This window comes from Streptomyces sp. NPDC054765, from assembly GCF_053612065.1.
In genome coordinates this window covers 20,140-44,770 of the sequence record NZ_JBSHBP010000064.1, presented here as the reverse complement: position 1 = coordinate 44,770, position 24,631 = coordinate 20,140, and the positions used below count along the sequence as shown (strand labels likewise).

General features: G+C 71.0%; 19 protein-coding genes. 11 read left to right on the top strand and 8 right to left on the bottom strand.

Annotated elements, in window-relative coordinates:
• Nucleotides 1–311 precede the first annotated feature (311 nt).
• Nucleotides 312–746 (bottom strand): MarR family winged helix-turn-helix transcriptional regulator, encoded by a 435-nt coding sequence (locus ACWGJY_RS30270; protein ID WP_453264054.1) that lies wholly within the window; start codon nucleotides 744–746, stop codon nucleotides 312–314.
• 247 nt (nucleotides 747–993) lie between these two features.
• On the opposite strand from ACWGJY_RS30270, the gene ACWGJY_RS30265 reads away from it, so the two are divergent.
• Together ACWGJY_RS30265 and ACWGJY_RS30260 are read left to right on the top strand one after the other, a co-directional pair.
• Nucleotides 994–1,629: an MBL fold metallo-hydrolase gene (locus tag ACWGJY_RS30265; RefSeq protein WP_453264053.1), complete on the top strand. Its 636-nt coding sequence runs from the start codon at nucleotides 994–996 to the stop codon at nucleotides 1,627–1,629.
• Nucleotides 1,630–1,663: 34 nt separating this feature from the next.
• Complete coding sequence (locus ACWGJY_RS30260; protein ID WP_453264052.1) at nucleotides 1,664–2,506, top strand: fumarylacetoacetate hydrolase family protein; 843 nt, start codon at nucleotides 1,664–1,666, stop codon at nucleotides 2,504–2,506.
• A 151-nt stretch (nucleotides 2,507–2,657) separates the two neighbouring features.
• On the opposite strand, the gene ACWGJY_RS30255 is transcribed toward ACWGJY_RS30260, so the two are convergent.
• The 3 genes from ACWGJY_RS30255 to ACWGJY_RS30245 form a co-directional block, all read right to left on the bottom strand.
• Nucleotides 2,658–3,149 carry a DUF3995 domain-containing protein gene (locus tag ACWGJY_RS30255; RefSeq protein ID WP_453264051.1) on the bottom strand — a complete coding sequence of 164 codons (492 nt, stop codon included), beginning with the start codon at nucleotides 3,147–3,149 and terminating at the stop codon, nucleotides 2,658–2,660.
• Nucleotides 3,150–3,351: 202 nt separating this feature from the next.
• Complete coding sequence (locus ACWGJY_RS30250) at nucleotides 3,352–4,821, bottom strand: amino acid permease (RefSeq protein WP_453264050.1); 1,470 nt, start codon at nucleotides 4,819–4,821, stop codon at nucleotides 3,352–3,354.
• 90 nt (nucleotides 4,822–4,911) lie between these two features.
• Nucleotides 4,912–6,126 carry a lactonase family protein gene (locus ACWGJY_RS30245; RefSeq protein ID WP_453264049.1) on the bottom strand — a complete coding sequence of 405 codons (1,215 nt, stop codon included), beginning with the start codon at nucleotides 6,124–6,126 and terminating at the stop codon, nucleotides 4,912–4,914.
• Nucleotides 6,127–6,453: 327 nt separating this feature from the next.
• Here ACWGJY_RS30245 and ACWGJY_RS30240 point away from each other — a divergent pair, with 327 nt between their 5' ends.
• The gene (locus ACWGJY_RS30240) at nucleotides 6,454–7,542 is read left to right on the top strand and encodes a tetratricopeptide repeat protein (protein ID WP_453264048.1); all 1,089 of its coding nucleotides are present in this window, start codon (nucleotides 6,454–6,456) and stop codon (nucleotides 7,540–7,542) included.
• Here the strand turns inward: ACWGJY_RS30240 and ACWGJY_RS30235 are convergent.
• Entirely contained in the window at nucleotides 7,436–8,860 is a 1,425-nt protein-coding gene (locus ACWGJY_RS30235; protein WP_453264047.1) for a lipase maturation factor family protein, read from the bottom strand. The two genes, ACWGJY_RS30240 and ACWGJY_RS30235, sit on opposite strands and share 107 nt — an antisense overlap.
• A gap of 391 nt (nucleotides 8,861–9,251) precedes the next feature.
• Here ACWGJY_RS30235 and ACWGJY_RS30230 point away from each other — a divergent pair, with 391 nt between their 5' ends.
• Nucleotides 9,252–9,422: a hypothetical protein gene (locus ACWGJY_RS30230; RefSeq protein WP_453264046.1), complete on the top strand. Its 171-nt coding sequence runs from the start codon at nucleotides 9,252–9,254 to the stop codon at nucleotides 9,420–9,422.
• 218 nt (nucleotides 9,423–9,640) lie between these two features.
• Here the strand turns inward: ACWGJY_RS30230 and ACWGJY_RS30225 are convergent, their stop codons facing one another.
• Complete coding sequence (locus ACWGJY_RS30225) at nucleotides 9,641–11,470, bottom strand: alpha-L-fucosidase (RefSeq protein WP_453264045.1); 1,830 nt, start codon at nucleotides 11,468–11,470, stop codon at nucleotides 9,641–9,643.
• A 310-nt stretch (nucleotides 11,471–11,780) separates the two neighbouring features.
• Between ACWGJY_RS30225 and ACWGJY_RS30220 the strand changes: the two genes are divergently transcribed.
• Nucleotides 11,781–13,343 (top strand): AMP-binding protein, encoded by a 1,563-nt coding sequence (locus ACWGJY_RS30220; RefSeq protein ID WP_453264044.1) that lies wholly within the window; start codon nucleotides 11,781–11,783, stop codon nucleotides 13,341–13,343.
• 30 nt (nucleotides 13,344–13,373) lie between these two features.
• Here ACWGJY_RS30220 and ACWGJY_RS30215 read toward each other — a convergent pair whose 3' ends face one another.
• Complete coding sequence (locus ACWGJY_RS30215; protein WP_453264043.1) at nucleotides 13,374–14,216, bottom strand: nitroreductase/quinone reductase family protein; 843 nt, start codon at nucleotides 14,214–14,216, stop codon at nucleotides 13,374–13,376.
• 596 nt (nucleotides 14,217–14,812) lie between these two features.
• A complete protein-coding gene (locus ACWGJY_RS30210; protein ID WP_453264042.1) occupies nucleotides 14,813–16,921 on the bottom strand; it encodes an alpha-galactosidase in 2,109 nt (702 codons plus the stop codon).
• Nucleotides 16,922–17,247: 326 nt separating this feature from the next.
• On the opposite strand from ACWGJY_RS30210, the gene ACWGJY_RS30205 reads away from it, so the two are divergent.
• The 6 genes from ACWGJY_RS30205 (at nucleotide 17,248) to ACWGJY_RS30180 (ending at nucleotide 24,570) form a co-directional block, all read left to right on the top strand.
• Entirely contained in the window at nucleotides 17,248–17,601 is a 354-nt protein-coding gene (locus ACWGJY_RS30205) for a DUF1330 domain-containing protein (RefSeq protein ID WP_453264041.1), read from the top strand.
• Nucleotides 17,602–17,908: 307 nt separating this feature from the next.
• Nucleotides 17,909–19,987, top strand: a complete 2,079-nt coding sequence (locus ACWGJY_RS30200) for a restriction endonuclease (RefSeq protein ID WP_453264040.1) — start codon at nucleotides 17,909–17,911, stop codon at nucleotides 19,985–19,987.
• Nucleotides 19,988–20,070: 83 nt separating this feature from the next.
• Nucleotides 20,071–20,304 (top strand): hypothetical protein, encoded by a 234-nt coding sequence (locus tag ACWGJY_RS30195; protein WP_453264039.1) that lies wholly within the window; start codon nucleotides 20,071–20,073, stop codon nucleotides 20,302–20,304.
• Nucleotides 20,301–21,632: an NAD(P)/FAD-dependent oxidoreductase gene (locus ACWGJY_RS30190; RefSeq protein WP_453264038.1), complete on the top strand. Its 1,332-nt coding sequence runs from the start codon at nucleotides 20,301–20,303 to the stop codon at nucleotides 21,630–21,632. Before ACWGJY_RS30195 ends, ACWGJY_RS30190 begins: the two co-directional genes overlap by 4 nt.
• Nucleotides 21,633–21,812: 180 nt before the next feature.
• Entirely contained in the window at nucleotides 21,813–24,275 is a 2,463-nt protein-coding gene (gene uvrA, locus ACWGJY_RS30185) for an excinuclease ABC subunit UvrA (protein WP_453264037.1), read from the top strand.
• An 82-nt stretch (nucleotides 24,276–24,357) separates the two neighbouring features.
• Nucleotides 24,358–24,570, top strand: a complete 213-nt coding sequence (locus tag ACWGJY_RS30180) for an EF-hand domain-containing protein (RefSeq protein ID WP_453264036.1) — start codon at nucleotides 24,358–24,360, stop codon at nucleotides 24,568–24,570.
• The last annotated feature ends 61 nt before the right edge of the window (nucleotides 24,571–24,631 follow it).

Below are 24,631 nucleotides of genomic sequence, written 5' to 3'. Positions count from 1 at the left end.
AGCTACCTCGCCGGCCTCCACCTCCGCGCCTCGATGATCTGGGTCAATGACCTCCTGCAGGCAACTGATTGATCACAACCACACACAGGCCCTAGTAGGGCTTGGTCAGGTTGGTAACAACAGGTGAGTTTGAGGCGACCTGGGCTTTCCTCGACGTCGGTCGTCGCTGGCTTGTTCTTGCTGGCCCTGGCCTCGGGGCGGCTCGTCGGCGCTGGTGTCGAGTCGCATCCCGCGTTTGAGCCGGGTGACCGAGGCCGGAAATAGCGGTTACGCAGCTCAGTGCCGCGTCGGCCGATGCCACAAGTGAAGGATCATCCCCGTCTGCCGCTGTAGTCGGACAGTCGGTCCAGGAGTTGCGGCAGGGCGCTGAGCTGGGTCTGTTCATCTGGGCTCAGGAGTGTGTCGATGGCCTGGGCGACCCAGTCGCGTCTGGCCCTGCGGTCTTTGTCCAGTGCGGTGCGGCCCTGCTGGGTGAGGGTGACCAGGAATCCGCGGCGGTCTTGCGGGTCCTCTCGTCGGGCGATGAAGCCCAGGTTCTCCAAGTCCTTCACGGTGCGGCTCTGGCTCTGGTGGCGCACGCCGCGCCGCTGGGCCAGGGAGGCGGTCGAGGCGTCGCCTTCGCGGTCGAGGAGGCCCATGGTTGTGGCCAGGGGTGGCGGGAGGGTGTCGGCGTGCGCGCGTGTCGTACGCACGAACCTGCCGGTGGAGGTCCGCAACCGCTCCGCCAGATGATCTTGGTCAACCATGGGTTGACTATACAGTCCGGCTGTAGTTGCACCGCTGCGCCAAGGAGCGGCGGCAGCGCTGCCGAGACCGCTGCCGAGACCGCTGCCGTACCGGGAGCTCGGGCTCCGCTTCTGGGGCGGCTCGATGCCGGGACCCTCGGACGTCCCTGTGGTGGCAGCGCATCGCGTCATCGCCGCAGCGCGAGAAATACATCAAGGCTGTACACTTTTGCTGTGTAATCGAGCCCCGACCGCGAACGGAACCACCATGAAGCTGACGAAGTACGCCCACGCCTGCGTCGCACTGGAGAAGGACGGATCCAGAATCGTGCTGGACCCCGGCACATTCACCCCCGACGCGAAGGACGCCGTCACCGGCGCCGCAGCCGTGCTGATCACGCACGAGCATTTCGACCACTTCGACGACGTCCTGCTGGCAGCCGCCTTGGACGCCGACCCCGAAATGCGCGTCTTCGGACCGCGAGCGGTGCTCGACAAGCTCGGCGGCCACGACGGGCGGGTACGGACCCTCGCGGCCGGGGACACCCTCAACGTCGACGGATTCAGCGTCACCGTCCACGGCGAACGCCACGCCACGATCCACGCCGACATCCCCTGCGTCGACAACCTCGGCTACTTGATCGAGGAGACGCTGTTCCACCCCGGCGACGCCTACTTCGTGCCCGAGGTGCCCGTCGAGACCCTGCTGCTGCCTACCAGCGGACCCTGGACCAAGCTGGGCGAGGCCGCCGAGTACCTGCGCGCGGTCAAGGCCCACCGGGTGATCCAGATTCACGAACTCATGCTCAGCGACCTGGGCCAGGCCTCCACCCGAACCATCCTGGCCGGCCTCACCGGCATTGAGGTCACCCTGCCGGCCCCCGGCCAGAGCATCGACCTGTGAGCACCGGCGACCGGCACCAGGAGGTGAGTTGAGCATGCGTTTCGCCACGATCAGGCACGGTGACACCCTCACCGGGGCACGCGTCGAGGACGACCGGGTCGTCCTGGTCGACGCCGACAACGCGGTCGACGCGTTTCTGCGGCAGGACCGCCTGCGCGACATCGGCGAAGCCGACGCGGCCACCGCCCACTACGCCCGTGTCTCCCCCGACCCCGCGCACATCCTGTGCATCGGGCTGAACTACCGCAGCCACATCGAGCAACTGGGCCGGCCCACACCGCGGTACCCGACGTTCTTCGCCAAGTTCCCCTCGACCCTGACCGGCCCCCGCGACTGCATCGTGCTGCCCGCCGTCAGCGACCGCGTCGAAGGCGAGGTGGAACTCGCCGTGATCATCGGCCGGCCGCTGCACCGCGCCACACCCGCCGAGGCCGTGGCCGCCATCGCCGGCTACACCCTGGCCAACGATCTGTCCCTGCGCGACTGGCAGCACCGTACGACCGAAGCCCTGCAAAGCAAGGTCTTCGACCGCTCCACCCCCCTGGGACCGGTGCTGGTGACCCCCGACGAAGTCGACGACGCGCACGACCTGACGCTCTCGTTCACCGTCGACGGGGTCCCCTGGCAGCAGGGCTCGACCAGCGACCTGCTGTTCTCCCCGGCCGAACTGGTCGCCTACTGCAGCACCTTCCTGACCCTGCAGCCCGGCGACGTCATCCTCACCGGCACCCCCGGAACCACCCCCGACGCCGCAAGCCTGGTCCCAGGACAGACCATGACCACCTCCATCGAGGGCATCGGCAGCGCGATCAACCCCACCATCTGCGACCCGTCCCCCGACACCCGCCCCGCCTGGGAACAGGACAGGCCCCGATGAGCCTGGACACCACCGCCCCGACCTCGCCACCCGGCCACCCGGCCGCCCACCACCCTCGGCACGGCGGGTAGCCAGCCCCGACGCCCTGGGTCTGTGAGCCTTCGCACTGGGCACGTTCCTGGGCACCCTCTTCGCGCGCCCCGAGGCACCGTCAGGCGCCGCTACTCGGGCCCTCCGTTTTTCCGGACCCCCGTGCGGCCAAACCGAAGACGAGACCACCGACCAGGAACCAGGGATTCCACAACAGCAGTGTCCACAGCCGCTGTTCCGGGCTTACGTCTATTTCCTGGCCCGCAGTGTCGGTCAGCAGCAGCACCTCGACGGAGATGCCGCGCACCAGCAGCACAGCGCAGGCACACCAGCCCAGGGCCTTGACCATCCGTCCTGCCAGGCCACGTGGCCGCGGCCAGGCGAGAAACCATCCCAGCACACCGCCGACAAGGCATAGCAACCCCACACCCCACAGGCCCACCGTCACGAACCACCTGGGGCGTTCCTCGGCCAGGGGCCCCGCCGAGACACTGAGCCCCCAGCTGCCGCCCAGCGCCCAGAAAAAATGAAGCGCGGCGAAAGCGACCGCCCAGGCGCACGCCATACGCCCCCACAACCCGGGCGTTGTCTTGTCCTGCGGATCCTCATTCATGGCAAGGAGCATGCCACTGCCGTGACACGCCGCCGCCGGCATGCTGAGAAACCAGCACACCCACCCTCCGGTGAGCCACCACATGGGACCGGTCGCATCGGACTCATTCGTCCAGGGGCTGACGGTGGGGTGACGGCAGGCGAGGCGAGGCGAGGCCGAGGGGCGGGCCGGGGAGCGGGCGTGCGCCTGCCCCCTGGAGCGCTCAGCGCGGGACCGATACGGCCGGGCCTGCCCCGGCCTCCTCCGCGTCCGGGTGATCGGGCCCCGGCGCGGCGGCCGGACCCTTTCTGCGGCGCAGTTCGTAAGCGGCCAGCACCACGGCCACCGTCAGCACACTCAGCCAGAACTGCGACCGGCTGTCCGGCAAGAACGCCATCGCCCCGGTCACCACCGCCATCAGCGCAATGGTCACCCGGCTCAGCCAGGGGAACAGCCACATCTTCAGCGTCAGTCGCTCCGGCTCCGTGCGCTCCAGCGTGCGCCGCATCCGTACCTGCGCGACCGCGATCGCCAGATAGACGAACAGGGCAATGGCACCATAGGAGTTGATCAGGAACGGAAAGACCACATCGGGCGAGATCCAGGCCGCGAGCACCGACAGATAGCCCACCGAGGTCCCGGCCAGCAGCGCCCGGCGCGGTACCCCGCTGTCGCTCAGCACGGTGAATCCGCGGGGGGCGTCCCCGTTACGGGTGAGCGCGAACAGCATCCGCGAGGAGGTGTAGAGCGCGGAGTTCAGGCAGGACAGTACGGCGATCAGGACCAGGGCGTTCATGACCGTGCCGGCCGCGGGCACCGCAAGCCGGTCCAGCACCGCCGCGTACGGGCTCACCTCGATCGCCTTCGACGTCCAGGGCACCACCGTGACGACGAGGAACACCGACAGCACATAGAACGCCACCACCCGCAGCACGATCGAACGGATCGCGTCCGCCACCGCCCGCTCCGGTTCGACCGACTCGGCGGCCGCGATCGTCACGATCTCCGCGCCCGTGAAGAACCCGATGCAGGGCACGACGGCAGCGAGCACCGCTCCGACGCCCTCGGGCGCGAACCCGCCGTGCGCGGTCAGATTGCCCAGCCCGCCGGGTGCATGCGGCCACAGGCCCAGCACGAACAGCGCGCCGAGAAAGAGAAACACCACGATCGCCAGGACCTTCACCGACGAGAACCAGTACTCGAACTCGCCGTAGGAGCGCGCCGAGACCATATTGGTCGCGGTCAGGAGCGCCATCAGCGCCAGGCTGACCCCCCACAACGGGACGCCGGGAAACCACAGTTGCACGATCCGGCCGCCGGCCACCGCCTCGACGGCGACCACGATCACAAAGAAGTACCAGTACAGCCAGCCGACCGTGAACCCCGCACGCAGCCCCAGGGTCTCGCGGACATGGGCGTAGAAGGACCCCAGCGCGGGGCGGGCGACGGTCATCTCGGCGAGCATCCGCATGATCAGTACGGTGAGCACGCCGGCCGCCAGGAACGACAGCACCGCGGCCGGACCGGTGGACCGTATGACCACCCCGCTGCCGACGAACAGCCCGGCCCCGATGACCCCGCCCAGCGCGATCAGCTGCATATGGCGGCGTTTGAGTCCCTGCTGCAGTCCGCCCGGCGCCGTCGGCGCCCCGGCCGTAGCCGTGCTGTCGTCCTGTGCCGTTCCCGTGCTCATGGGAGACGACGCTAATCGGCCAACCATGCGGCGCTGTTGCCGCAGTGTTTCAGCAGCCGGGATGCCGCGGCGGTCTGCCCTGCGCCGCGCTCACCGCGGCAGGACGCATACCGGCACCGGAGCCGCGAACGGCTTGCCCGCACTGTGGAGCACCCCGGTCCGGGCGTCCACCGAGAACACCGTCACCGACCCCGACTTCTGGTTCGCCGCGAACAGCAGGCGCTGATCCGGCGAGAAGGCGATCTGCCGGGGGAAGTCCCCGCCCACCGGCACGGTGTCCAGCAGCCGCAGCCGTGCCCCCGCCGCCTCCACCACATAGCGGGTGAGGCTGTTGTGACCGCGATTGGCGAGATAGGCGAACCGGCCGTTCCTGGTGACCAGGATCTGCGCCGGATAGCTGGTCCCCGGACCGGTGCCGGTGGACTGCGGCGCACCGGGCGTCAGCCGCCCGCTGTCACGGTCGTAGCGGCAGACCACGACCGTGTTGTCGACCTCGTTCGCCAGATACGCGAAGGCACCCGAGGGGTGGAACGTCAGATGCCGGGGTCCGGCGCCGGGCCGCAGCGCCGCATACGACACCTGGGTGAGTGTCCCGGCCGTCTCGTCCAGACGGTAGGTGTAGACGGTGTCGGTGCCCAGGTCGACCGCCAGCACATGCCGGCCGTCCGGGCCGGTGAGGATCTGGTGGGCATGCGGCCCGTCCTGGCCGGGGCCGGGCGGCGGGCAGGAGTGGGTGACCAGGTCCGTGCGCGCGCCCAGGGCGCCGGTGGCGCGGTCGACCGGATGCACCACCACGCTGCCGGAGAGGTAGTTGGCGCTGAACAGCCAGTGCCCGCCGGGGTGTACCGACAGATGGCAGGGGCCGGCGCCGCCGGTGGAACGGGTGCCCAGCACCCTGGGCGGGCCGTCCGGTGTCAGCGCCATCGCGGTCACCCCGCCCTGCCGCTGCTCGTCGACCGTGTAGAGGGTGTGGCCGGACGGGGCCAGTGCCAGGTAGGAGGGGTCGGCGACGCCTTCGACGACTCCGGTGGCGGTGATCCGGCCGGTCGCGGTGTCGTACGTACCGAGTCCGACGCCCCTTCCGCCGCCCGCGGCGGAGGTGTACGTCCCGAGAAAGAGCGGCCGGGTGCCGCGCGGGCGGTGCCCGGGGCGCCGGGTGGCGTGCGCGGGCGGCGGATCCTCCGTCGTCAGCAGCCCCGCCGCCCCGCCCGTCGTGGTCAGCGCCGCCGCGACGGTGCCGAGGAACCGCCTGCGGCCGGTCCCGGTCCCGGTCCCGGCCTGCGTACCCGTACCTGCTGCCCTCATGCCACACCTCGGTGCTCGGCGATCGGTGCTCGGCGATCGGTGCTCGGCGATCGGTGGTCCGTGATCGGGTGGTCGTGGCAGCAGGGTGGCCCGTCCCGCCCGCTCGGGCAAGAGACGCCACACGAATTGCGCGGTGTGCAACGCACCGGCGGTCCCGGAAGCGGCGGGGTGACCCTGACGTCCCCCTAATTCCTCATGATGACCACCACCCCTTTCCGTAGCACTCGAGTCGTACAACACAACCCATACGCGGACTGATTCGCCGTACCCCCCCTCGCTCGTAGTTTGTTGATCAAAGAACTGAGATGACCGAGAGGCCACGGATATATGTACGGCAAGGCATTCGCCCCGGAATATCAGGGCGAGTTGGGCACGGCCCTGGGCGTGAACTCCTCCTACGAGGAGGTGCTGGCCACGGCGAGCCGGGCGCACGCCGCCGCGGGCACGGCACTGGAGCGGTCCCGGGCCGCGCTCGCGGTCGCCGAGGCCAACCGGCGGCTCGGCCGGGTGGCGCAGGCGGGCGACGCCTGGCGGGAGAGCTATCGCAGCGCCCGCACCGCCGGTGACCCGGGTGCCATGGCCTGGGCGTTGTGGAGTGGCGGCACCCTGGCCCGCCAGTGCGGGACCCTGCCGCTCGCCCGCCGGCTGCTCACCCACGCCGTCGCCTTGGCCGCCGGCAGCGGCAACCGCCTCGCCCATGGTTACTCCCTCGCCGGCCTCGCCGAGACCGGCCGCATCCAGGGCGACTACGCCGCGGTCGCCGAGCTCCATGAGCAACTGCTCGCACAGGGCCGGGAGCACGGTGAGGCCCGGCACATGGTCTGGGCGATGTCCGGCATAGCCCAGATGCACCGCAACACCGGCGGCTATGACAAGGCCCTGGAACTGTTCGAGGAATCCGCCCGGATCGCCGCCGAGGCCGACGACGCCCGCGGGCGCGCCTGGTCGCTGCGCGGGGTCGCCGATGTCCTGTCCGTACAGGGCGAGACGGACCGGGCGCTGACGCTGCTGTCCGAGGCGGAGGCCATCTGCCGCACCATGGATCTGGCGAGCGCACTCGCCTACAACCACAAGATGCGCGCCAACGTCCTCTACCGGGCGGGCCGTTACGAGTCGGCACAGGAGACCTACAGCCTCTCGCTGCGGGAGTTCCGTGAGATGCAGGAGCCCCGCGGGGCGGCGCTCTCCCGGCTCGGGCTCGTCAAGTCCCGCGCCCGCCTCGGCTGCGACCGGGACGAGGCCCTGGCCGAACTCGACTCCCTGGAAGGGGACTTCACGCGCATCGGACTGCGGCACGCCCGCGACACGGTCATCGCCTTCCGTGCAGAGCTGACCGGCCGACCGGCGCCAGAAACTCCCGCTCCTCGGTGCGATGCCACCACGCTCGGGTCTCCCGCAGTTCCTGCCAGGTCGTGAAGCGGTAGCGGAAGACCCGGGCCCTGATCCGGGCCGGCGGCAGATCGGGGAACGGATTTCGGCGCAGCAGCCGCAGCGTGTCCCGGTCGTTCTCCAGCAGCCGCGCCACGAACGGCACGAACCACGCCTGCGCATAGGCCGGTGACAGTGCGGCGAACCACATCAGCCAGTCCAGCCGCAGATGATAGGGCGCGTACTGGCGCGGCAGCCGCCGCACGTCCCCCGGCTTGCCACGGAACTCGTACGCAAGCCAGACCGTGTCCGGACCGGTCACCGCATCGGCCGTCCCCTCCACGACGATCTCCCGGCGCACTCGCGTGATACTGCCGAAGGCGCCGTAGGAATTGACCAGATGCAGCGACTCATAGGACGTGTTCATCAACTGCTGCCGGGCCAGGAGATTGCGCGCCGGGCGGTAGCTGAGCACGATGACCCCGGCCGTGGCGAGGAGGACCAGAACCTCGAACCACACCGGAGGGGCGGGCAGCGGTGCGGGCGGTCTTCCCCATAGCGGGGCGGCGGCGGACAGACCGAGTGCGATGGTCACCCAGTTCAGCCAGGCGAAGTTGCCGGACAGCACCAGCCACAGCTGAGTGACGACCATCGCGGCCGCGGCCCACCCGGCGATCGGCTGCGGGGTGAACAGCAGTACGGGGACGGCGAGTTGGGCGACATGGTTCGCGGCGACCTCGACCCGGTGGAGGGGCTTGGGCAGATGGTGGAAGAACCAGCTCAACGGGCCGGGCATCGGCTGGGTCTCATGGTGGTAGTACAGACAGGTCAGATCCCGCCAGCAGCGATCGCCGCGCATCTTGATCATTCCGGCCCCGAACTCCACCCGGAACAGCAGCCAGCGCAGCAGCCACAGGACCGGCACCGGGGGAGCCGTCGCGGCGTTGCCGAGGAAGACCGCGAGGGAGCCCGCCTCCAGCAGCAGCGACTCCCAGCCGAAGCTGTACCAGGTCTGCCCGACGTTCACGATGGACAGATACATCGCCCACAGCACGGCCCACAGCGCCATCGCCGCCCACAGCGGCACCACGTCCGCGGCCCCCGCCGCCACCGCCGCGGCCAGCAGTGCCCCGCACCACGACCAGACCGCGAAGAAGCGGTCCGAGTAGTGCCGGTGAAAGACCGAGGGCGCCGCGCGGAAGGGCACCCGCGCCAGGAATTCGGGCACCGGCAGCATGCCGCGCGCCCCGATGAGCGCCCGGAACTGCCGGGCCGCCGCGAGGAATGCGACCCCATAGAGAACGGCCAGCAGGCGCTGGAAAACCAGCCGCCCGAGCCAGTAACCGGAATCCGAGAACCATGCCACCCGCCCATGGGTAGCACTGCCGCCGCGTGCCCTGCAGCATGGCGCGCGGCGACGGAGACCCGATCCCTCGCTCACTCTCCAGCGTAGGGATCGGGGCGAATGCAGCAACCGCAGGGCCATTGGAGTGAGTGATATGCATCACATATCCCGCCCCGTTTCCCTGCCGCTTATGGGGACCGTATCCGCATCTTCCGATGACGTGCCGTTGTCGACGGAAAACGTCGAGCGCGCGGAGTGCGGCGTCGCTACTCTGAGGGGCGACGGACGACCTTTCTGGGAGACGCCAACACCATTGGCCCGTCGCGGGAACGCCACAAACCTTGGCCGACCTCCCGGTTTGTGAACAAGGCGCCACCGCGTCGGACCAATACCTCAGAAGAAGGAGTGCGTGGTGGCATTGCACAAGACTCAACACAAGCAGCCCCGTTTGAAGCAGGGCGAGCGGCCCGGTCGGATCAAGGAAGTCCGCAACCTGGAAGCCTGGGACCGCTGCGCCCCCGTGCGCCTCGCCGGCTGCGATGACGATCCCGCCGAACCGAATATCTTCCGCGGGATCGACTGAATCACTGATCGCTCGGGCGCCGGCCCTGACCCGTGGGCCTCATCCTTTTGGGGTCAGGCCCGGCGCCCGAGCAGACCCAGCAGCCGGGTGAGGTCGTCGGCGTCCGCTGCCGTCGGCCCCTGGCTCGGCGCGGCCCGGAGGGCCCAACCGGTGGGCGGGACTTTCCCGCCCGTCGGCCGGCGCCGTGCACAGGCCGCGGACGGCCCGTACGTCCCGGGTCAGTCGGCGTAGAGCTGACGTTGCGGCACGATCTGCTGGGGCCGGCTCGGGCTGGACCACAGGAGCTTCATATAGGCCTCACCGGTCTGTTCCGTGTAGTCGATCCGGATGCTGTGCCGGTGACTGGCCTTCAGGGTGACGGTCCCCTTGTCGGTCTTCGGGCCGTGCGGAGTGCTGTTGTCGATCACCGGTCTGCCGTCGATCCACAGCCGCACGGTGTCGTCGGAGACGGTGGTGAAGGTGTATGTCTCGTCGAAGCGCGGCTGGATGCTGCCGGTCCAGCGGGTGCTGAAGTGACCGGCGGGGATCGAGGGGTCGGGCGATCCGTCGAAGCGGTAGGACTTGTTCACCGTCGGATCGACAGTGGTCACCGCGGGCGGGCCGGAGAAGGAGCTGTTCGTCCAGCTCTGCGCGGTCAGGCCGGTGCCGGTGCCGGCGGGGGCCGCGGCCGGCGGCCTGATGGTGAGCCGGATAACGCTCGCGAGCGGACCGGTGGCCGCACCGGACGGGGTGAGGTCGAAGCCGTCAACGGCCGGGGTGACCTTCACCCGCTGGGAACTGCCCAGCACCCGGGCCGTGGTGATCTCGAACCGGCCCCTGGCCGTGAGATGGAGGGACGCGCCGGCGGCCGGCCAGGAGGTGACGGAGGCGTACAGCGCGTCGCCCCGGCGGGAGACCGCGCCCCAGGACGGGTCGGCCACCAGCCCGGTGTACCCGGCTCCGTGGACCGCGTCGCCCTGGCCGTGCGCATCCAGCCACCGGCCGGTCTCGCGCAGCCGGTCGACGGAGGGCTGCGGGATGCGCCCGAGCTTGTCCGGGCCCACGTTGAGCAGATAGTTGCCACCGCGGCTCGCCACGTCCAGCAGATTGCGCACCACGGTCGCCGCCGGCTTCCAGTTGGTGTCGTACGCGGCGAAGCCCCAGTGGTCGTTGAGCGTCATACAGCTCTCCCACAGCTGCCCGTCGACCGGCTCCGTGGGGATCTCCTGCTCGGGTGTGCCGAAGTCGCCGTCGACCACGTCGCGTTTGCCGACCCGGTTGTTGACGATCAGCCGGGGGTCGAGACCGTGCAGATACGCCTGGAGATCGGCGCCGTCCCGACGTGACCAGTGGTTGGCGGGGTTGTCGGCGTCCCACTCGCCGTCGAACCACAACAGCGCCGGGTCGTAGTGCTCGACCAGCTCCTTGAGCTGGCCGTACATCCGCTTCTTGTAGCGCGGGAAGGTCGCCGGGTCGGCGAAGTCCGGATCGTGCCAGTCCCAGATCGAGTAGTAGAAGCCGAGTCTGATGCCGGCGGCATCGGCGGCCCGCTTCAGCTCGGCGAGGATGTCGCGGTGCGGGTCGAAGGAGGAGTGGTCGCGCAGATTCCAGGTGTTCTGCTTCGTCGGCCACATCGCATAGCCGTCGTGGTGCTTGGACGTGATGACGATATAGCGCTGGCCGGCGTCCTTGGCGGCCTGCACGATCGCCTTGGCGTCGAAGGCGGACGGGTTGAAGGTGGCGGCCTGTTTCTCGTACTCCGCCCTGGGGATCCGGCACTCCCGCTCGATCCACTCCGCGTTACGGCACACCGTGCCGTCGGGCCGGGTGTACTCGCCCTCCAGATTTGAGTACGCGCCGAAGTGGATGAACATCCCGAACCGGTCCTGACGCCACCACGAGGTGCGCGACGAGGTGAAGGGATCGTCGGTCGCGTGGTTGGTGCCGGGGCCGGTGGCGGGCCGCGGCGGGGGCTTTGCGGCGGCCGCGGGGCTGCCGACGGCCAGCAACAGGGCGCCCAGCACCCCCATGAGTCCCAGCAGCCGGAACGGTCTTGTGCGGCTGTGCATCGCTCGCTCCTCGGGTCAGTTGGTCACGTACGTGCCTCCTGTGCCAACCCGCATGGTGCAGCCCCGGCACCCGGACCGGAAGACCCCCGGCGCGACAGACATCGGATCATCTCGCCGAAAAATGACCGAAGTGGGAGGTGAAGGCGAGTGAAGAGCCGTAAGACCTCGGACCTCAGCGGGATGGTGCGGGTGAGTGGCCGAGATACGCACGGCCGAGAGCCACCCGCGCGCCGTCCTGAAGGCGGCACCCTGGAAAACCACCGGACTTGCCGGTTCAATGAGCGCCCCGGTCGCACTCACTGGAGGCACCATGGAAGCCGTCGCCCCGCCCGTCGCCGGTGCCCCGGCCATCCGCTGCGCGGGCCATGAACGCGACTATCCGTCCTTCCTCGACCGTGCGGCGCGGATCGCCACCGGACTGCGGGAGACGGGAGTCGAGCCCGGCGACCGGATCGCCGTGGTGATGCGCAACGAGCCCGCCCATCTGGAAATCACCGCCGGTGCCGCCCTGCTGGGAGCCTCGGCGGTACCCGTCAACTGGCACTTCCGGCATGACGACCTGCGCCATGTGCTCACCGACAGCGCCAGCAAGGTCGTCTTTGCGCACACCGACATGCTGGACGCGGTGACCGCCGTGCTCCCCGAAGGCGTACGGATCATCGAGGCCGCCGTTCCCGCCGGGGTCGCGGCCGCCTGCGGGCTCGGCGCACCGCCACCCACCGGGCGGCACCCGCTGCTCGACCGCTGGCTGGAACGTCACGAACCGCTCGGGGATGCCGCCGGGGAGCGTCCGCCCACCGTCATCTACAGCTCCGGAACCACCGGTCGCCCCAAAGGAGTTCTGCGCGAACCCGTCACCCCCGACCAGCTCGACGAAGGGGTGCGGCTGTTCCTGGAGCACTTCGCCGTTGCCCCCGGAGGCCGTACGCTCATTCCCGCCCCGCTCTACCACGCCTCTCCCGGCCAGCACGCCGTCCTCGCCCTCGCGGCCGGGCTGGACATCACCCTCATGCCGCGCTTCGACCCCGAGGAATTCCTGCGGCTGATCGCCCACCACCGCATCGAGCAGGTGCAGGTCGTGCCCACGATGTTCGTCCGGCTGCTGCGACTGCCCAAGGACATCCGCGAGCGCTACGACCTGTCCTCGCTCACCTCCGTCGTGCATGCCGCGGCGCCCTGCCCGCCGCACATCAAACACGCCATGATCGACTGGCTGGGACCGGTACTGCGGGAGTACTACGGCGGCAGCGAGACCGGCGCCGTGACATGGTGTGACAGTGCGGAGTGGCTGGCCCACCCCGGCACCGTCGGACGGGCCACCGGAACCTGCGGGGTCGCGGTCACCGGCCCCGACGGGAAGCCACTGCCGGCCGGCGCCACCGGAGACATCTATCTGAAACCCGGCGACGGCTGGCCCCGGTTCACCTACCTGGGAGACCCGGACCGGCGCGCCGCCATGGAGGCGCCGGGCCTGCCCGGGTACGTCACCATCGGAGACATCGGGCATCTCGACGCGGACGGCTACCTCTACCTCAGCGACCGCCGGAACGACATGGTCATCTCCGGCGGCGTCAACATCTACCCCGCGGAGATCGAGGGCTGTCTGCTCGCCCTCGACGGCATCCGCGATGCCGCGGTCTTCGGCATCCCCGACGAGGAGTTCGGCGAGGTCCTCGCCGCGCATCTGGAGACCGAACCCGGCGTGCTGCTCAGCGCCGAGACGGTACGTGCCCATGTCGGTGAGCGGCTCGCCGGGTACAAGGTCCCCCGCGCCGTGGTCTTCGAGGAGCTGCTGCCGCGCGATGACTCCGGAAAGCTCTTCAAGCGGCGGCTGCGGGACCCCTACTGGGCGGGGCACGACGGTGCGATCTGACCGTCGCGCCCCGCCCGTGGCCGCCTCCGGTCAGCAGGCCGCACCGTCGAGTACCGGGATCAACTGCTCCTCCTCGTAGGTCAGATGCTTTTCCACCTCCGCCGTGAGGCGCTCGACTTCGCCGAGCACCGCCCGGGGATCCGCGCCCTCGGCGGAGATGGCCTTCTGCAGCTCGTCCAGGAGGACCGCGAGTTTCTTGTGTTCCTCCTGCATCCGCGCCAGCGCCGGGACGAGTCCGGGGTGATGTCGGCCGAGCATCGGAAACATCCCGGCGTCCTCTCCGGTGTGGTGGAGGCGCAAGCCCTGGCAGAGGGTCAGGCAATTCACCCGGAGCTGAGCGCCGAGACCGGGGCCCGATTCGGCTATTTCCTTGCGGATGAGGGCGAGTTCCCGTCGGAATCCCTCGTGCACGGCCTTGAGTGCGGCGCCCATCGAGCCGGCGGTGATATGCGGTGGACCGGCGGGGATTTCCTCCAGTGCCACTACAGGAAGCACGCGCTCCGTTTTGGCCTGGTACTCCGACCATCCGCGATCGGCCTCGGCCGCGCGGGCAAAGGCGCGGTCGCGTTCGTCGCCCTCCAGCACAATTGCCTGCGCCTCGTAAGTGAAGACACCGGCCTCGACCGTGACCCGGGGATGGGCGACCAGATTGTGGAACCAGGCCGGGTGCCTCGGTGCGCCCGCGGCCGAGGCAATGACCAGGACGCGTCCGCCACCGTCGGGAAGATAGCCGAGCGGGGTGGTGTGCCGGGCGCCGGACCGTGCGCCGACGGTGGTCAGCAGAAGCAGCCGGCCGCCCTCGAAGGGGCCGCCGACGCGTCCGCCGTTGGCGCGGAACTCCTCGATGATCTGTTGGTTGAAGTCGATCGGCATATTCGGTGATTTCTCCAGGGTGGGGGAGTTGGGAAGAGCCCGCGGTGTCTCGCGGGCAGGTCGAATGGCCCGGTCGGCGAGCGAAGAACCGTTCGCCGGGCAGGGTGAACTGACCGCGGACGACGGGAACTCGACAGCGGTGCGGAAGGCGGAAGGGAAACCCAGAAGCGGAAACGCAGAAGCGGATGCCCGGGAGACGAAACCCCGGGAGACGGCCGACGTGTGCAAGCGCCGGCGCGCAGGCAGGCGAAATCCGTCAGCAGGCGAAAGGCGCGGAACGCGCAATCAACGGAGGGGAGGAGGGGCGGGCCTCTGATTGCCCGCCTGGCGGTCACGTGGTGACCGGGAAACTCACTCGCTCATGGCACATGGCCGACCCGGTAGTCACGGCATCAAAGGTAATGCCACAAAGGCGTCAAGGCAACGCCGGAAAGGTAGTTCGTACGTCGCGCACGCCGGCCGGCCATGGAGCACAGGGCCCGGCGGAACCGCGCGGGGTGTGCGGGGACCGCTCCGGACCGTCCCTGTGCGAGGACGGCCCCGCTCCCCGGTGCGGCGCCCGACGGCGCGGCCCGTACCTGGCTCAGCGCTCCCCCTCACCGCCGTACGGCCTCCAGCAGCACCAGCCGCTCCGGGAACAGTGTCGGCGCCTGGACACCCACCTCGGCCAGCACCCGGCCCGGCAGCGTCACGCCCTTTTCCCACCAGGGCAGCGCCGAGGTGAACGGACCCTCCGGGCGGTCGCCCGGCGCCAGCGGCGACAGACGGTACTCGGCGTCCGGATCCAGCCCCGGCAGCCGCACCCGCCCGGCCGGCGCCTGCACACTCGTCGCCATCTGCACCAGCGCGAACACCGCCCGCCCGCCATCCCCGGCCACCACACCGTGCACCCACAGCGCCGGATCGGGATGATCGCCGTGCACCACCGTTCCGCTGTGCAGCAGTGGCCGCAGCGCCCGGTACAGCGCCACCCACTCGGCCAGCCGCGCCCGCTCCGCCGCGCTCGCCGCCGTCAGATCCCACTCGATCCCGAAGTGGCAGAACAGTGCGGTCCCCGCCCGGAAATCCAGGGTGTGCGTGCGCCCTGTCGTATGGGCGACCGGCGCCCCCACATGCGCGCCGAGCAGCTCCGGCGGCAGCAGCAGACCGGTCCAGCGCTGGATCCGCTGCCGCTCCAGCGCGTCGATGCAGTCACTGGTCCACACCCGGTCGGTGCGCTCCAGTACCCCCAGGTCGACCCGGGCGCCGCCGGACGAACAGGACTCGATCTCCAACCGGGGGTGCCGCAAGCGCAGTTCGTCCATCAGCCGGTAGGCGGCCGTGGTCTGGTGGTGTGCCGCCGCGTCCACGAGATCGCGGTTGTGGTCCCACTTGAGGTAGTCGATGCGGTGCTCGCGCAGCAGGGTGTCCAGCCGCTGGAGGATGTACGCATACGCCTCGGGGCGCGCCAGATCGAGGACTTGCTGATGGCGCGAGGGCGGCGGCAGCCGGGACGGAGACGCGGCCAGGATCCAGTCCGGGTGTGCACGGGCCAGATCGGAGTCCGGGTTGATCATCTCCGGCTCGACCCACAGCCCGAACTGCAGCCCCAGCCCGTGCACGGCGTCGATCAGCGGCTGCAGCCCGTCCGGCCAGACCTCGGCGTCCACATACCAGTCGCCCAGCCCCGCCCGGTCGTCCCGCCGCCCCCGGAACCACCCGTCGTCCAGCACGAACCGCTCCGCTCCGGCCTCCGCCGCCGCCCGCGCCAGCCGCGTCAGCGTGGCCAGGTCCTGGTCGAAGTAGACCGCCTCCCAGGTGTTGAGGGTGACCGGCCGGGGGGAGGAGGGGTGTTGGCCGCGGGCGCGCAGCTCGCGGTGGAAGCGGCCGGCCAGTTCGTCCAAGCCGTGCCGCCCGTAGGAGCCGTAGACCCAGGGGGAGCGGTAGGTGCCGCCCGGAGCCAGCCGGATCTCGCCGGGCAGCAGCAGTTCGCCGCCGGCGAGCACGGCCTGCCCGGCCGGGGTGCGCTCGGCGAACGAGCGGTGGTTGCCGCTCCACGCCACATGCAGGCCCCACACCTCACCGGACCGGAAGCCGAAGCCCGTCTCCCCGGCGGTCTGCAGCAGCGTCGCATCGCTGCCGGTGCGCCCGCGGCGGCTCTCCCGCAGATGGGTGCCGAGGGTGAATGCATGCCGCTGCGGGTCGCGTTCGCGCAGATGCCGGCCGGTGAGATCGAGGAGCTCGGTGGCCTGCGCGGGCACCGGCAGGGCGGGGGTCAGTTCGGTGAGGTGGTACGGCTCGTCGCCGGTGTTGGTGACGGCGGCGCGCAGCCGTACCAGCCCCGCATCGGTCAGCCCGGTCTCCAGCGTGAGCGCCAGACCGCCGTCCGCGTCCGCCGCCTCGACGGTCAGCCGGCGGCTTTCCTCCCGTACGGACCTGGTGTGCACCGTGAAGGCGGGCGCGGCGGCGGAGCGTGCGCGATGCCCGCTCAAGCCCGGGGTGCCGAGCCAGCCGGCGGACTGCTGCGGCAGCACACTCAGCGGTACCGGATCGTCCAGCGCGTTGGCGACGGTCTGCGCGACATCGGCGAGGAGCAGCTCGCCCGGCCGGCCGGGCGCAAGCGCGCCGAGGTCGGCGCCCCAGTGCACGATGCGCGGCAGACCGGATCCGGACAGATCCAGCACCAGGCTGGTGCCGGCGGCCCGGAAGTGCAGGAGGTCGTCCATGGCGGGATCCCTTCGAGACGGAGGTGAGGGACAGGGCGGCGGGTTCCGCCGGGGGAGGGGGGTTCGCCGGGGGAAGTGGGGTTCTTGCTGTGTGAGGGAACTGACGGGTCGGTGTGGCAGTGAGCCATGAGCGTCAAGAGTGTCGGATGAGGCAGGCGGGGTGGACGGGTTTCCTCGTGCTGCCCCTCCGCCTGCCGTCGACCGGCGCCCCCGCTCGGTGCCGTGTTTACCCCGGAGGTAATCGCCCCGTAGCGGGATGGCTGGAAACGTGGACACCGACGCAACCCGCAAACCCACACCCCGCCACCCGCCGGAAAGGAAGTCCCATGACGGCATACGCGATCGCCCACCTCCGCCCCGTCGCCCCGCACCCGGAGATCCTCGACTACATCGAGAAGATCCAGTCGACCCTGGACCCGTTCGGCGGTCACTTCATCGTCCACGGTTCCCAAGTGGAGGTCAGAGAAGGTGACTGGCCCGGATCCGTGGTCGTCATCGCCTTCCCCGACCTGGCACGGGCCCGGGGCTGGTACGACTCGCCCGCCTATGCCGAGATCCTGCCGCTGCGCACCCGGCACGTCGAGGGCGATGCGGTGCTGGTGCCGGGCGTGCCCGACGGCTATGACCCGGCCATGACGGCGGCGCGGCTGCGGGCGGCGGAGCTGCCGGCGGCGGGATGATGCCGGCGAGCGCTCCACAACCTGCCGGGATGACGCCGGCGAGCGCTCCGCGACCTGCCGGGACGACTCCGGCCACCCTTCCGCAACGTGGCCGGATGACGTCCGGGCCGGTTCCCACCAGCGGCCGGGTGATGCCCGGAGCGGTTGCGGACACCGCGTCGGCGCGCACCGTACGAAGGGGGCGAAATCTGCCTACCCGACCGTGACCGGCCGCTTGCTCCCCCGCTAAGGTCTCACCAACAACGCAGGTGAAACCGCTTTCACAGGGTTCGGGGGGCAGCCGCCCCGGGGGAGGACACAGAGCGATATGAGCCGCCGTTCCCATGGATTAATGGCCGTCTGGGCCGAGGCGCAGCGTCAGCAGCAGCGCCAGCAGGAAGCCCAGCGCCGCGCGCGAGCACAGCAGCAGCGCGACCAGGAACGGCAAGCCCGGGACGCGGAACGTGCCATGGCGCGGATGCACCGCGAGCGGCAGACGGCCTACCGGCAACAACGCGAGACCGACGCCCGCCGCCGCACCGAGGAACTGGACGCCCGCGTCGCCGCACTGACCGCTCTGCTCGCCGACGGCTGCCGCGCCCCCGCGTTCTCCGCCGCCGCGCTGCTGCGCCCCGAGCAGATCGAGGAGTTCGCGCCCGGCGCCCTCGCCACCCCCGTACCGATGCCCGACCCGGCCCGTTACCAGGCACCGACGGGCGGCTGGCAGATCGGCGTACGCCGCGACCGTGCCCAGGAAGAGGCCCGCGCCCGCTACGAGCAGGACTGGTATGCCGCGCAGGCCGCGGAGAGCCGTCGGCAGGCCCAACTCGCCGCCTACCGGCAGCAGTACGACCAGTGGGCCACGGGGGCCCTGGCCGAGATCCGCCGGCACAACTCCGGTATCGAGGAGCTGCTCGCCGGCCTGCGCGCCGGCGAAGCGGACGCCGCCGTCGAGTACTTCTCCGCCGCGCTGTACTCCTCCAAGGCCTGGCCGGAGGGCTTCCCCCGGCAGATCGCGGCCGCCTACGACCCCACGGCCCGCCAGCTCGTCCTGGACTGGGAACTCCCGGGCTACGACATCGTTCCGGAGACCAAGTCCGTCCGGTACATGCCCACCGCCGACCAGGAGAAGGAGACCGCCCGGCCGGCCGCGCAGCGCCGGTCGCTCTACCGCGAAGTGCTGGCCCAGAGCGTGCTGCTGGTGTTGCGCGACCTCTTCGCCGCCGACAGCTACGGCACCCTGGACTCGGTGGCGCTGAACGGATTCGTGGACGATGTGGACCCGGTGACCGGCCGCCCGGCCCAGGTGTATCTCGCGACCGTCATGGCACCCCGCAGCGACTTCGACACCTTCCGTCTCGAACAGGTCGGCGCGGTGGAGTGCCTGACCGACGGGCTGCGCGGGCAGCTCGCCGCCCGCCCCGACCAGCGGACCGCCGTGCGTCCCGTGCGTCTTCCGGGCGATGCCGGCGGCGGGGTCGTCTCACACGGCACGGACAGCGAGCCGGATCTGTACGAGATGGACCCGATCGCCTTCGAGAATCTGATCGCCGAACTGTTCCGTGCCATGGGCATGCAGGCCGTGACCACCCAGCGGTCCGGCGACGGCGGGGTCGATGTGGATGCGCTGGACCCCGACCCGATCCGCGGCGGCAAGATCGTGGTGCAGGTCAAGCGCTACCGCAACACCGTCCCGCCGACCGCCGTCCGCGATCTGTACGGCACGGTCCAGTCCGAAGGTGCCAACAAGGGGGTGCTGGTGACGACCTCCCGGTTCGGCCCCGGCGCGCACACCTTCGCCAACGGCAAGCCGCTCAGCCTGATCGCGGGCCCCGAACTCGTCGATCTGCTCGGCCGGTACGGGCTGCGCGGCCGGCTCGGCCCGCACGCCGCGGCCGGCTCCCCCGCCGCCGACGAAGCCCCGGACCACAACATCCTCGGGATGAACTGGTCCGGCGAGGTCGCCCTCGATGTCTGCGCCCTGGTGTGCAAGGGGACCAGCGTGCTCAGCGACGATCACTTCGTCTTCTACAACAATCCGCGCAACCCCGACGGTTCGGTCCGGATGCTGCCCGGTTTCGCGCCCGACCGGGCCGCGATGCAGGTCCGGTTCGAGGCGCTGCCGCCGGCCGCCGACCGGCTGGTCCTGGTCGCGGCGATCGACCCCCAGGTCAACCCCGACGCCGATCTCTCCGGCTTCACCGATGCCCGGATCCGGCTGCTGGACGCGTCGGGGGAGGAGCTGGGGCAACTGGAGGTCTCGGACGGGCGGTGTGGCGAGACCGCGCTGGTGCTCGGCTCGTTCCGCCAACGGGCGGGCGGTGACTGGGACTTCGTGATCGGCGGCAAGGGCTTCCCCGGCGGCCTGGAAGCGCTGGTGCAGGAGTACGGTATCGAGGTCGCCTGAAGGCCTTCCCGGCTCCGGTCCCGGGCGGCGACCCTGCCGTACCTGCAGAACCGGAATCGGCGGTGGCCCGGCTGGAGGCAAGGGTGAAACGTCAAGGCAGATCCCGCGCCGCACGGCCGGCCGCCCACAGTGCCGTCTCCACCTCCCTGGCCCTGCACAGCGATCGCGGACTGCGCGAACTCGTGGACTGCCCCCTCACAGCATCGGAGCCCACTGACGTGAAGATCACCCATGATGCCGACATGTGCTGCGCCGCCGGCCGGTGCGTGTTGATCGCCCCCGAAGTCCCGGCCACCGTGACCGAGGCGGGCGCATGACCGGCCTGCCGATCGCCGTCGTCGGTGCCTCGGCGGCCGGCCTCGCCGCGGCCGAGGCGCTGCGCCGCTCCGGCTGGCGCGGCCCGCTCACCCTCATCGGTGACGAACCCCATCTCCCGTACGACCGGCCGCCGTTGTCCAAGCAGCTGCTGCACGGCTCCTGGGCGCCGGAGAAGCTGCTGCTGCGCACCGCTGACCAGCTCGCCCCGCTCGACCTCGACCTGCGCCTCGGCACCCGGGCCACCGGGCTCGACGTGGCCGGCCGCACCCTCACCCTCGACGACGGCGTGGGCGTCCCCCCGCTCGGGCAAGGCCGAGAGCGGGGGAGGCTCCGCTGTGCCGGCGTGATCATCGCGACCGGTGTCACGGCCCGTACGCTCCCCGGTGCCGACGACACCGCCGGAGTGCACACCCTGCGCACCCTCGACGACGCGCTGGCCCTGCGGGGCCGGCTGGCCGACGGCGGCCGGCGCGTGGTGATCGTCGGAAACGGCGTGCTGGGCTGTGAAGCCGCCGCGGTGGCACGGGAGCTGGGGCACGAGGTGACCCTCGTCGGTGTCGCGGCGACCCCGATGGCCGCTGCCGTCGGCGCCGAGGTCGGCGAGCTGCTTGCCGAGGAGCACCGCGCCCGCGGGGTGCGACTGCTCACCGGGGCGGTGGACGGCTTCGAGACGGCGCCCGCCGACCCGGCCGGTGCCGACGACCCGCAGGTCACCGCCGTGCGTCTGGCCGACGGCAGCCGGCTGCCCGCCGACCTCGTGCTGCTGGCGATCGGCTCCCGCCCCGCCGTCGGGTGGCTGGACGACCCGGCTCTGGACACCACCGACGGGCTGCGCTGCGATGCCTACTGCGCCGCCGCCCCCGGCATCTACGCCGCGGGCGATGTGGCCCGCTGGGACCACCCGGTCCACGGCCGCCCGTTGCGCTTCGAGCACCGGATGAACGCCACCGAGCAGGGCATGGCCGCCGCCCGCAACCTCGTGGCCGAACTGGCGGCCCAGGCGCCCGCCCGTGCCGGGACCGACCGCACCGCCCCCGCCCCGGAGCGCCGCCCGTTCGCCCCGGTGCCGTACTTCTGGTCCGACCAGTACGCCGTCAAGATCCAGGCGTACGGGCTGACCGCGGGCGCCGACCGGGTCGAGACCACCGTCCTGGACCGGGCCGAGCGCCGTGTCCTCGCGCTCTACGGCCGGGACGGCAGCGCGGTCGGCGTGCTCGCGGCCGGGCTCCCGCCCCGCCAGGTCCGGGCCCTGCGCGCGGTCATCGCCACCCCGCTGCCCTGGGAGGAGGCGCGCGAGCGGATCCACGCCGCCACGGCCGCCGGCTGACGGTGCCCGATCACGGCGGTCCGTGCCTGAATACGGCGGTCCGTGTCTGATCACGGCGGCCCGTGCCTGAATACGGCGGTCCGTGCCTGATCACGGCGGTCCGTGCCTGAATACGGCGGTCCGTGGCCGATCACGGCGGCCCGTGCCCGAATACGGCGGACCGTGCCTGATCATGGAGGGATGGCTGACTCGTACGTACGGGTGCGCGGCGCCCGTGAGCACAATCTCCGCAGCGTCGATGTGGACATCCCGAGGGACGCGCTGGTCGCGTTCACCGGGGTGTCCGGGTCGGGCAAGTCCTCCCTCGCCTTCGGCACCCTCTACGCCGAGGCGCAGCGGCGCTACTTCGAGTCGGTGGCCCCTTATGCCCGACGGCTGATCCACCAGGTCGGCGCGCCCAAGGTCGAGGACATCACCGGGCTGCCACCCGCCGTCGCCCTGGAACAGCGGCGCTCCGCACCCACGTCCCGCTCCTCCGTCGGCACCGTCACCACCCTCTCCAACACCCTGCGCATGCTCTTCTCCCGTGCCGGCGACTACCCGCAGGGCGGCACGGAACGGCTGGAGTCCGACGCGTTCTCGCCCAACACCGCGGCCGGGGCCTGCCCGGAGTGCCACGGTCTGGGCACCGTCCACCGCGTCAGCGAACAGTCCCTGGTCCCCGACCCCGCACTGTCGATCCGCGAGGGCGCCGTCGCCGCCTGGCCCGGCGCCTGGCAGGGCAAGAACCTCCGCGACATCCTCGCCGCCCTCGGGTACGACACCGACCGGCCCTGGCGCGAGCTGCCGCGGGCCGACCGGGACTGGATCCTGTTCACCGACGAACAGCCCGTCGTCACCGTGCACCCGGTCCGCGACGCGTGCCGGATCCAACGCCCCTACAAGGGCCAGTACATGAGCGCCCGACGCTATGTGCTGCACACCTTCGCGGACTCCAAGAGCGACACCCTGCGCAAGCGCGTGCAGGGGTTCATGACCGCCGAGCCCTGCCCGGTGTGCCACGGGCGGCGGCTGCGCCCCGAGGCGCTCGCCGTCACCTTCGAGGGCCATGACATCGCCACCCTTGCCGGACGGCCGCTGAGCGCACTGGCCAGGCTGCTGCGGCCCACCGCCGAACGGACGGACGACGAGGTCGCGCCGGTGCTGGCCCGCGACCTGGTGGCCCGTATCGACGTCCTCACCGAACTGGGCCTGGGCTATCTGAGCATGGACCGGCCCTCGCCCACCCTGTCCGCCGGCGAACTCCAGCGGCTGCGGCTCGCCACCCAGCTGCGCTCCGGCCTCTTCGGCGTCGTCTACGTCCTGGACGAACCGTCCGCCGGCCTCCACCCCGCCGACACGGAGTCCCTGCTCACGGTGCTGGGCCGGCTCAAGGAAGCGGGCAACTCGCTGTTCGTCGTCGAGCACGACATGGATGTGGTGCGCCACGCCGACTGGATCGTGGACGTCGGCCCGCACGCCGGGGAACACGGCGGACAGGTGCTGCACAGCGGCCCCGTCGCCGGGCTGGCGGACGCCGCCGGCTCCGCCACCCGCCGGTTCCTCTTCGACACCGCTGCGCCCGCCGCACGCACGGTGCGCCGCCCCTCGGGCGCCCTGACACTGCGCGGCGTCACCCTGCACAATCTGCGCGGCCTGGACGCGACGTTCCCGCTCGGTGTCTTCACCGCAGTCACCGGCGTCTCCGGATCGGGTAAATCGACGCTGGTCACCCGCGTTCTCGCGGATGCCGTACGGGACCATCTCGGGACGGGCGACGAGCCGCAGGACACCGCCGACGGGGACGGCAGCGACACCGGACCGATGGCACGGGCACAGCTCACCGGCGCCGAGGGCCTGGCGGCGGTCGACCGGCTGGTACGCGTCGACCAGAAGCCGATCGGCCGGACGCCGCGCTCCAACCTCGCCACCTACACCGGGCTGTTCGACGCGGTTCGCAAGGTCTTCGCCGCCACCGACGAGGCCCGCGCCCGCGGCTACACGGCCGGACGGTTCTCCTTCAACGTCGCCGCCGGCCGGTGCGAAACCTGCCAGGGCGAGGGCTTCGTCGCCGTGGAACTCCTCTTCCTGCCCGGTACGTACGCGCCCTGCACCACCTGCCACGGCGCCCGGTACCACCCCGAAACCCTCCAGGTCACCTACCGGGACCGGACCATCGCCGATGTCCTGGCGATGACCGTCGACGACGCCGCCGGATTCCTGGCCGATGTCCCCGCGGCGGCCCGCAGCCTGCGCACCCTGAAGGGCGTGGGCCTCGGCTATCTGCGGCTCGGCCAGCCGGCGACCGAGCTGTCCGGCGGCGAGGCCCAGCGCATCAAGCTCGCCACCGAACTCCAGCGGACCCGCCGCGGCCACACCCTCTACCTTCTCGACGAGCCCACCACCGGACTGCACCCCGCCGACACCGAGGTACTGCTCCGCCAGCTGCACGGCCTGGTCGACGCCGGCCACACCGTCGTGGTCGTCGAGCACGACATGGGGGTGGTCGCCGGCGCCGACCATGTCATCGACCTCGGTCCCGGCGGCGGTGCGGACGGCGGCCGGATCGTGGCCGAGGGAACCCCGGCCGAGGTCGCGGCGGCACCGGGCAGCCGTACCGCGCCCTATCTGGCCCGGCGGAGGCCGCGACCGGACGTCTCTTGACGGTCCGCTAATGTACGCAGGTCAGATCACCAGGCAACAGCACCGCGCAGCACTGCGCAGCACCACGAAGGGGGCACCTCTCATGGCAGACATGGAGAAGGCCAGGGCGGCGTTCGACCGGTTCGACGCGGACGGCGACGGCCAGGTCACGCCGGACGAGTTCAAGCGGGCGATGGCCGAGATGGGCGACCCGTACGTCACCGGTCCGGTCGCCGAGGCCGTCATCAAGGCCAAGGACACCGACAGCGACGGCCGGATGTCCTTCGACGAGTTCTGGCAGGGCCTCCAGGACTGACGTCCGCACCCCGCCGCTTCTCACCCCCCTTCGCCTCCGGAACGCCCGCGGCCGCCACGAA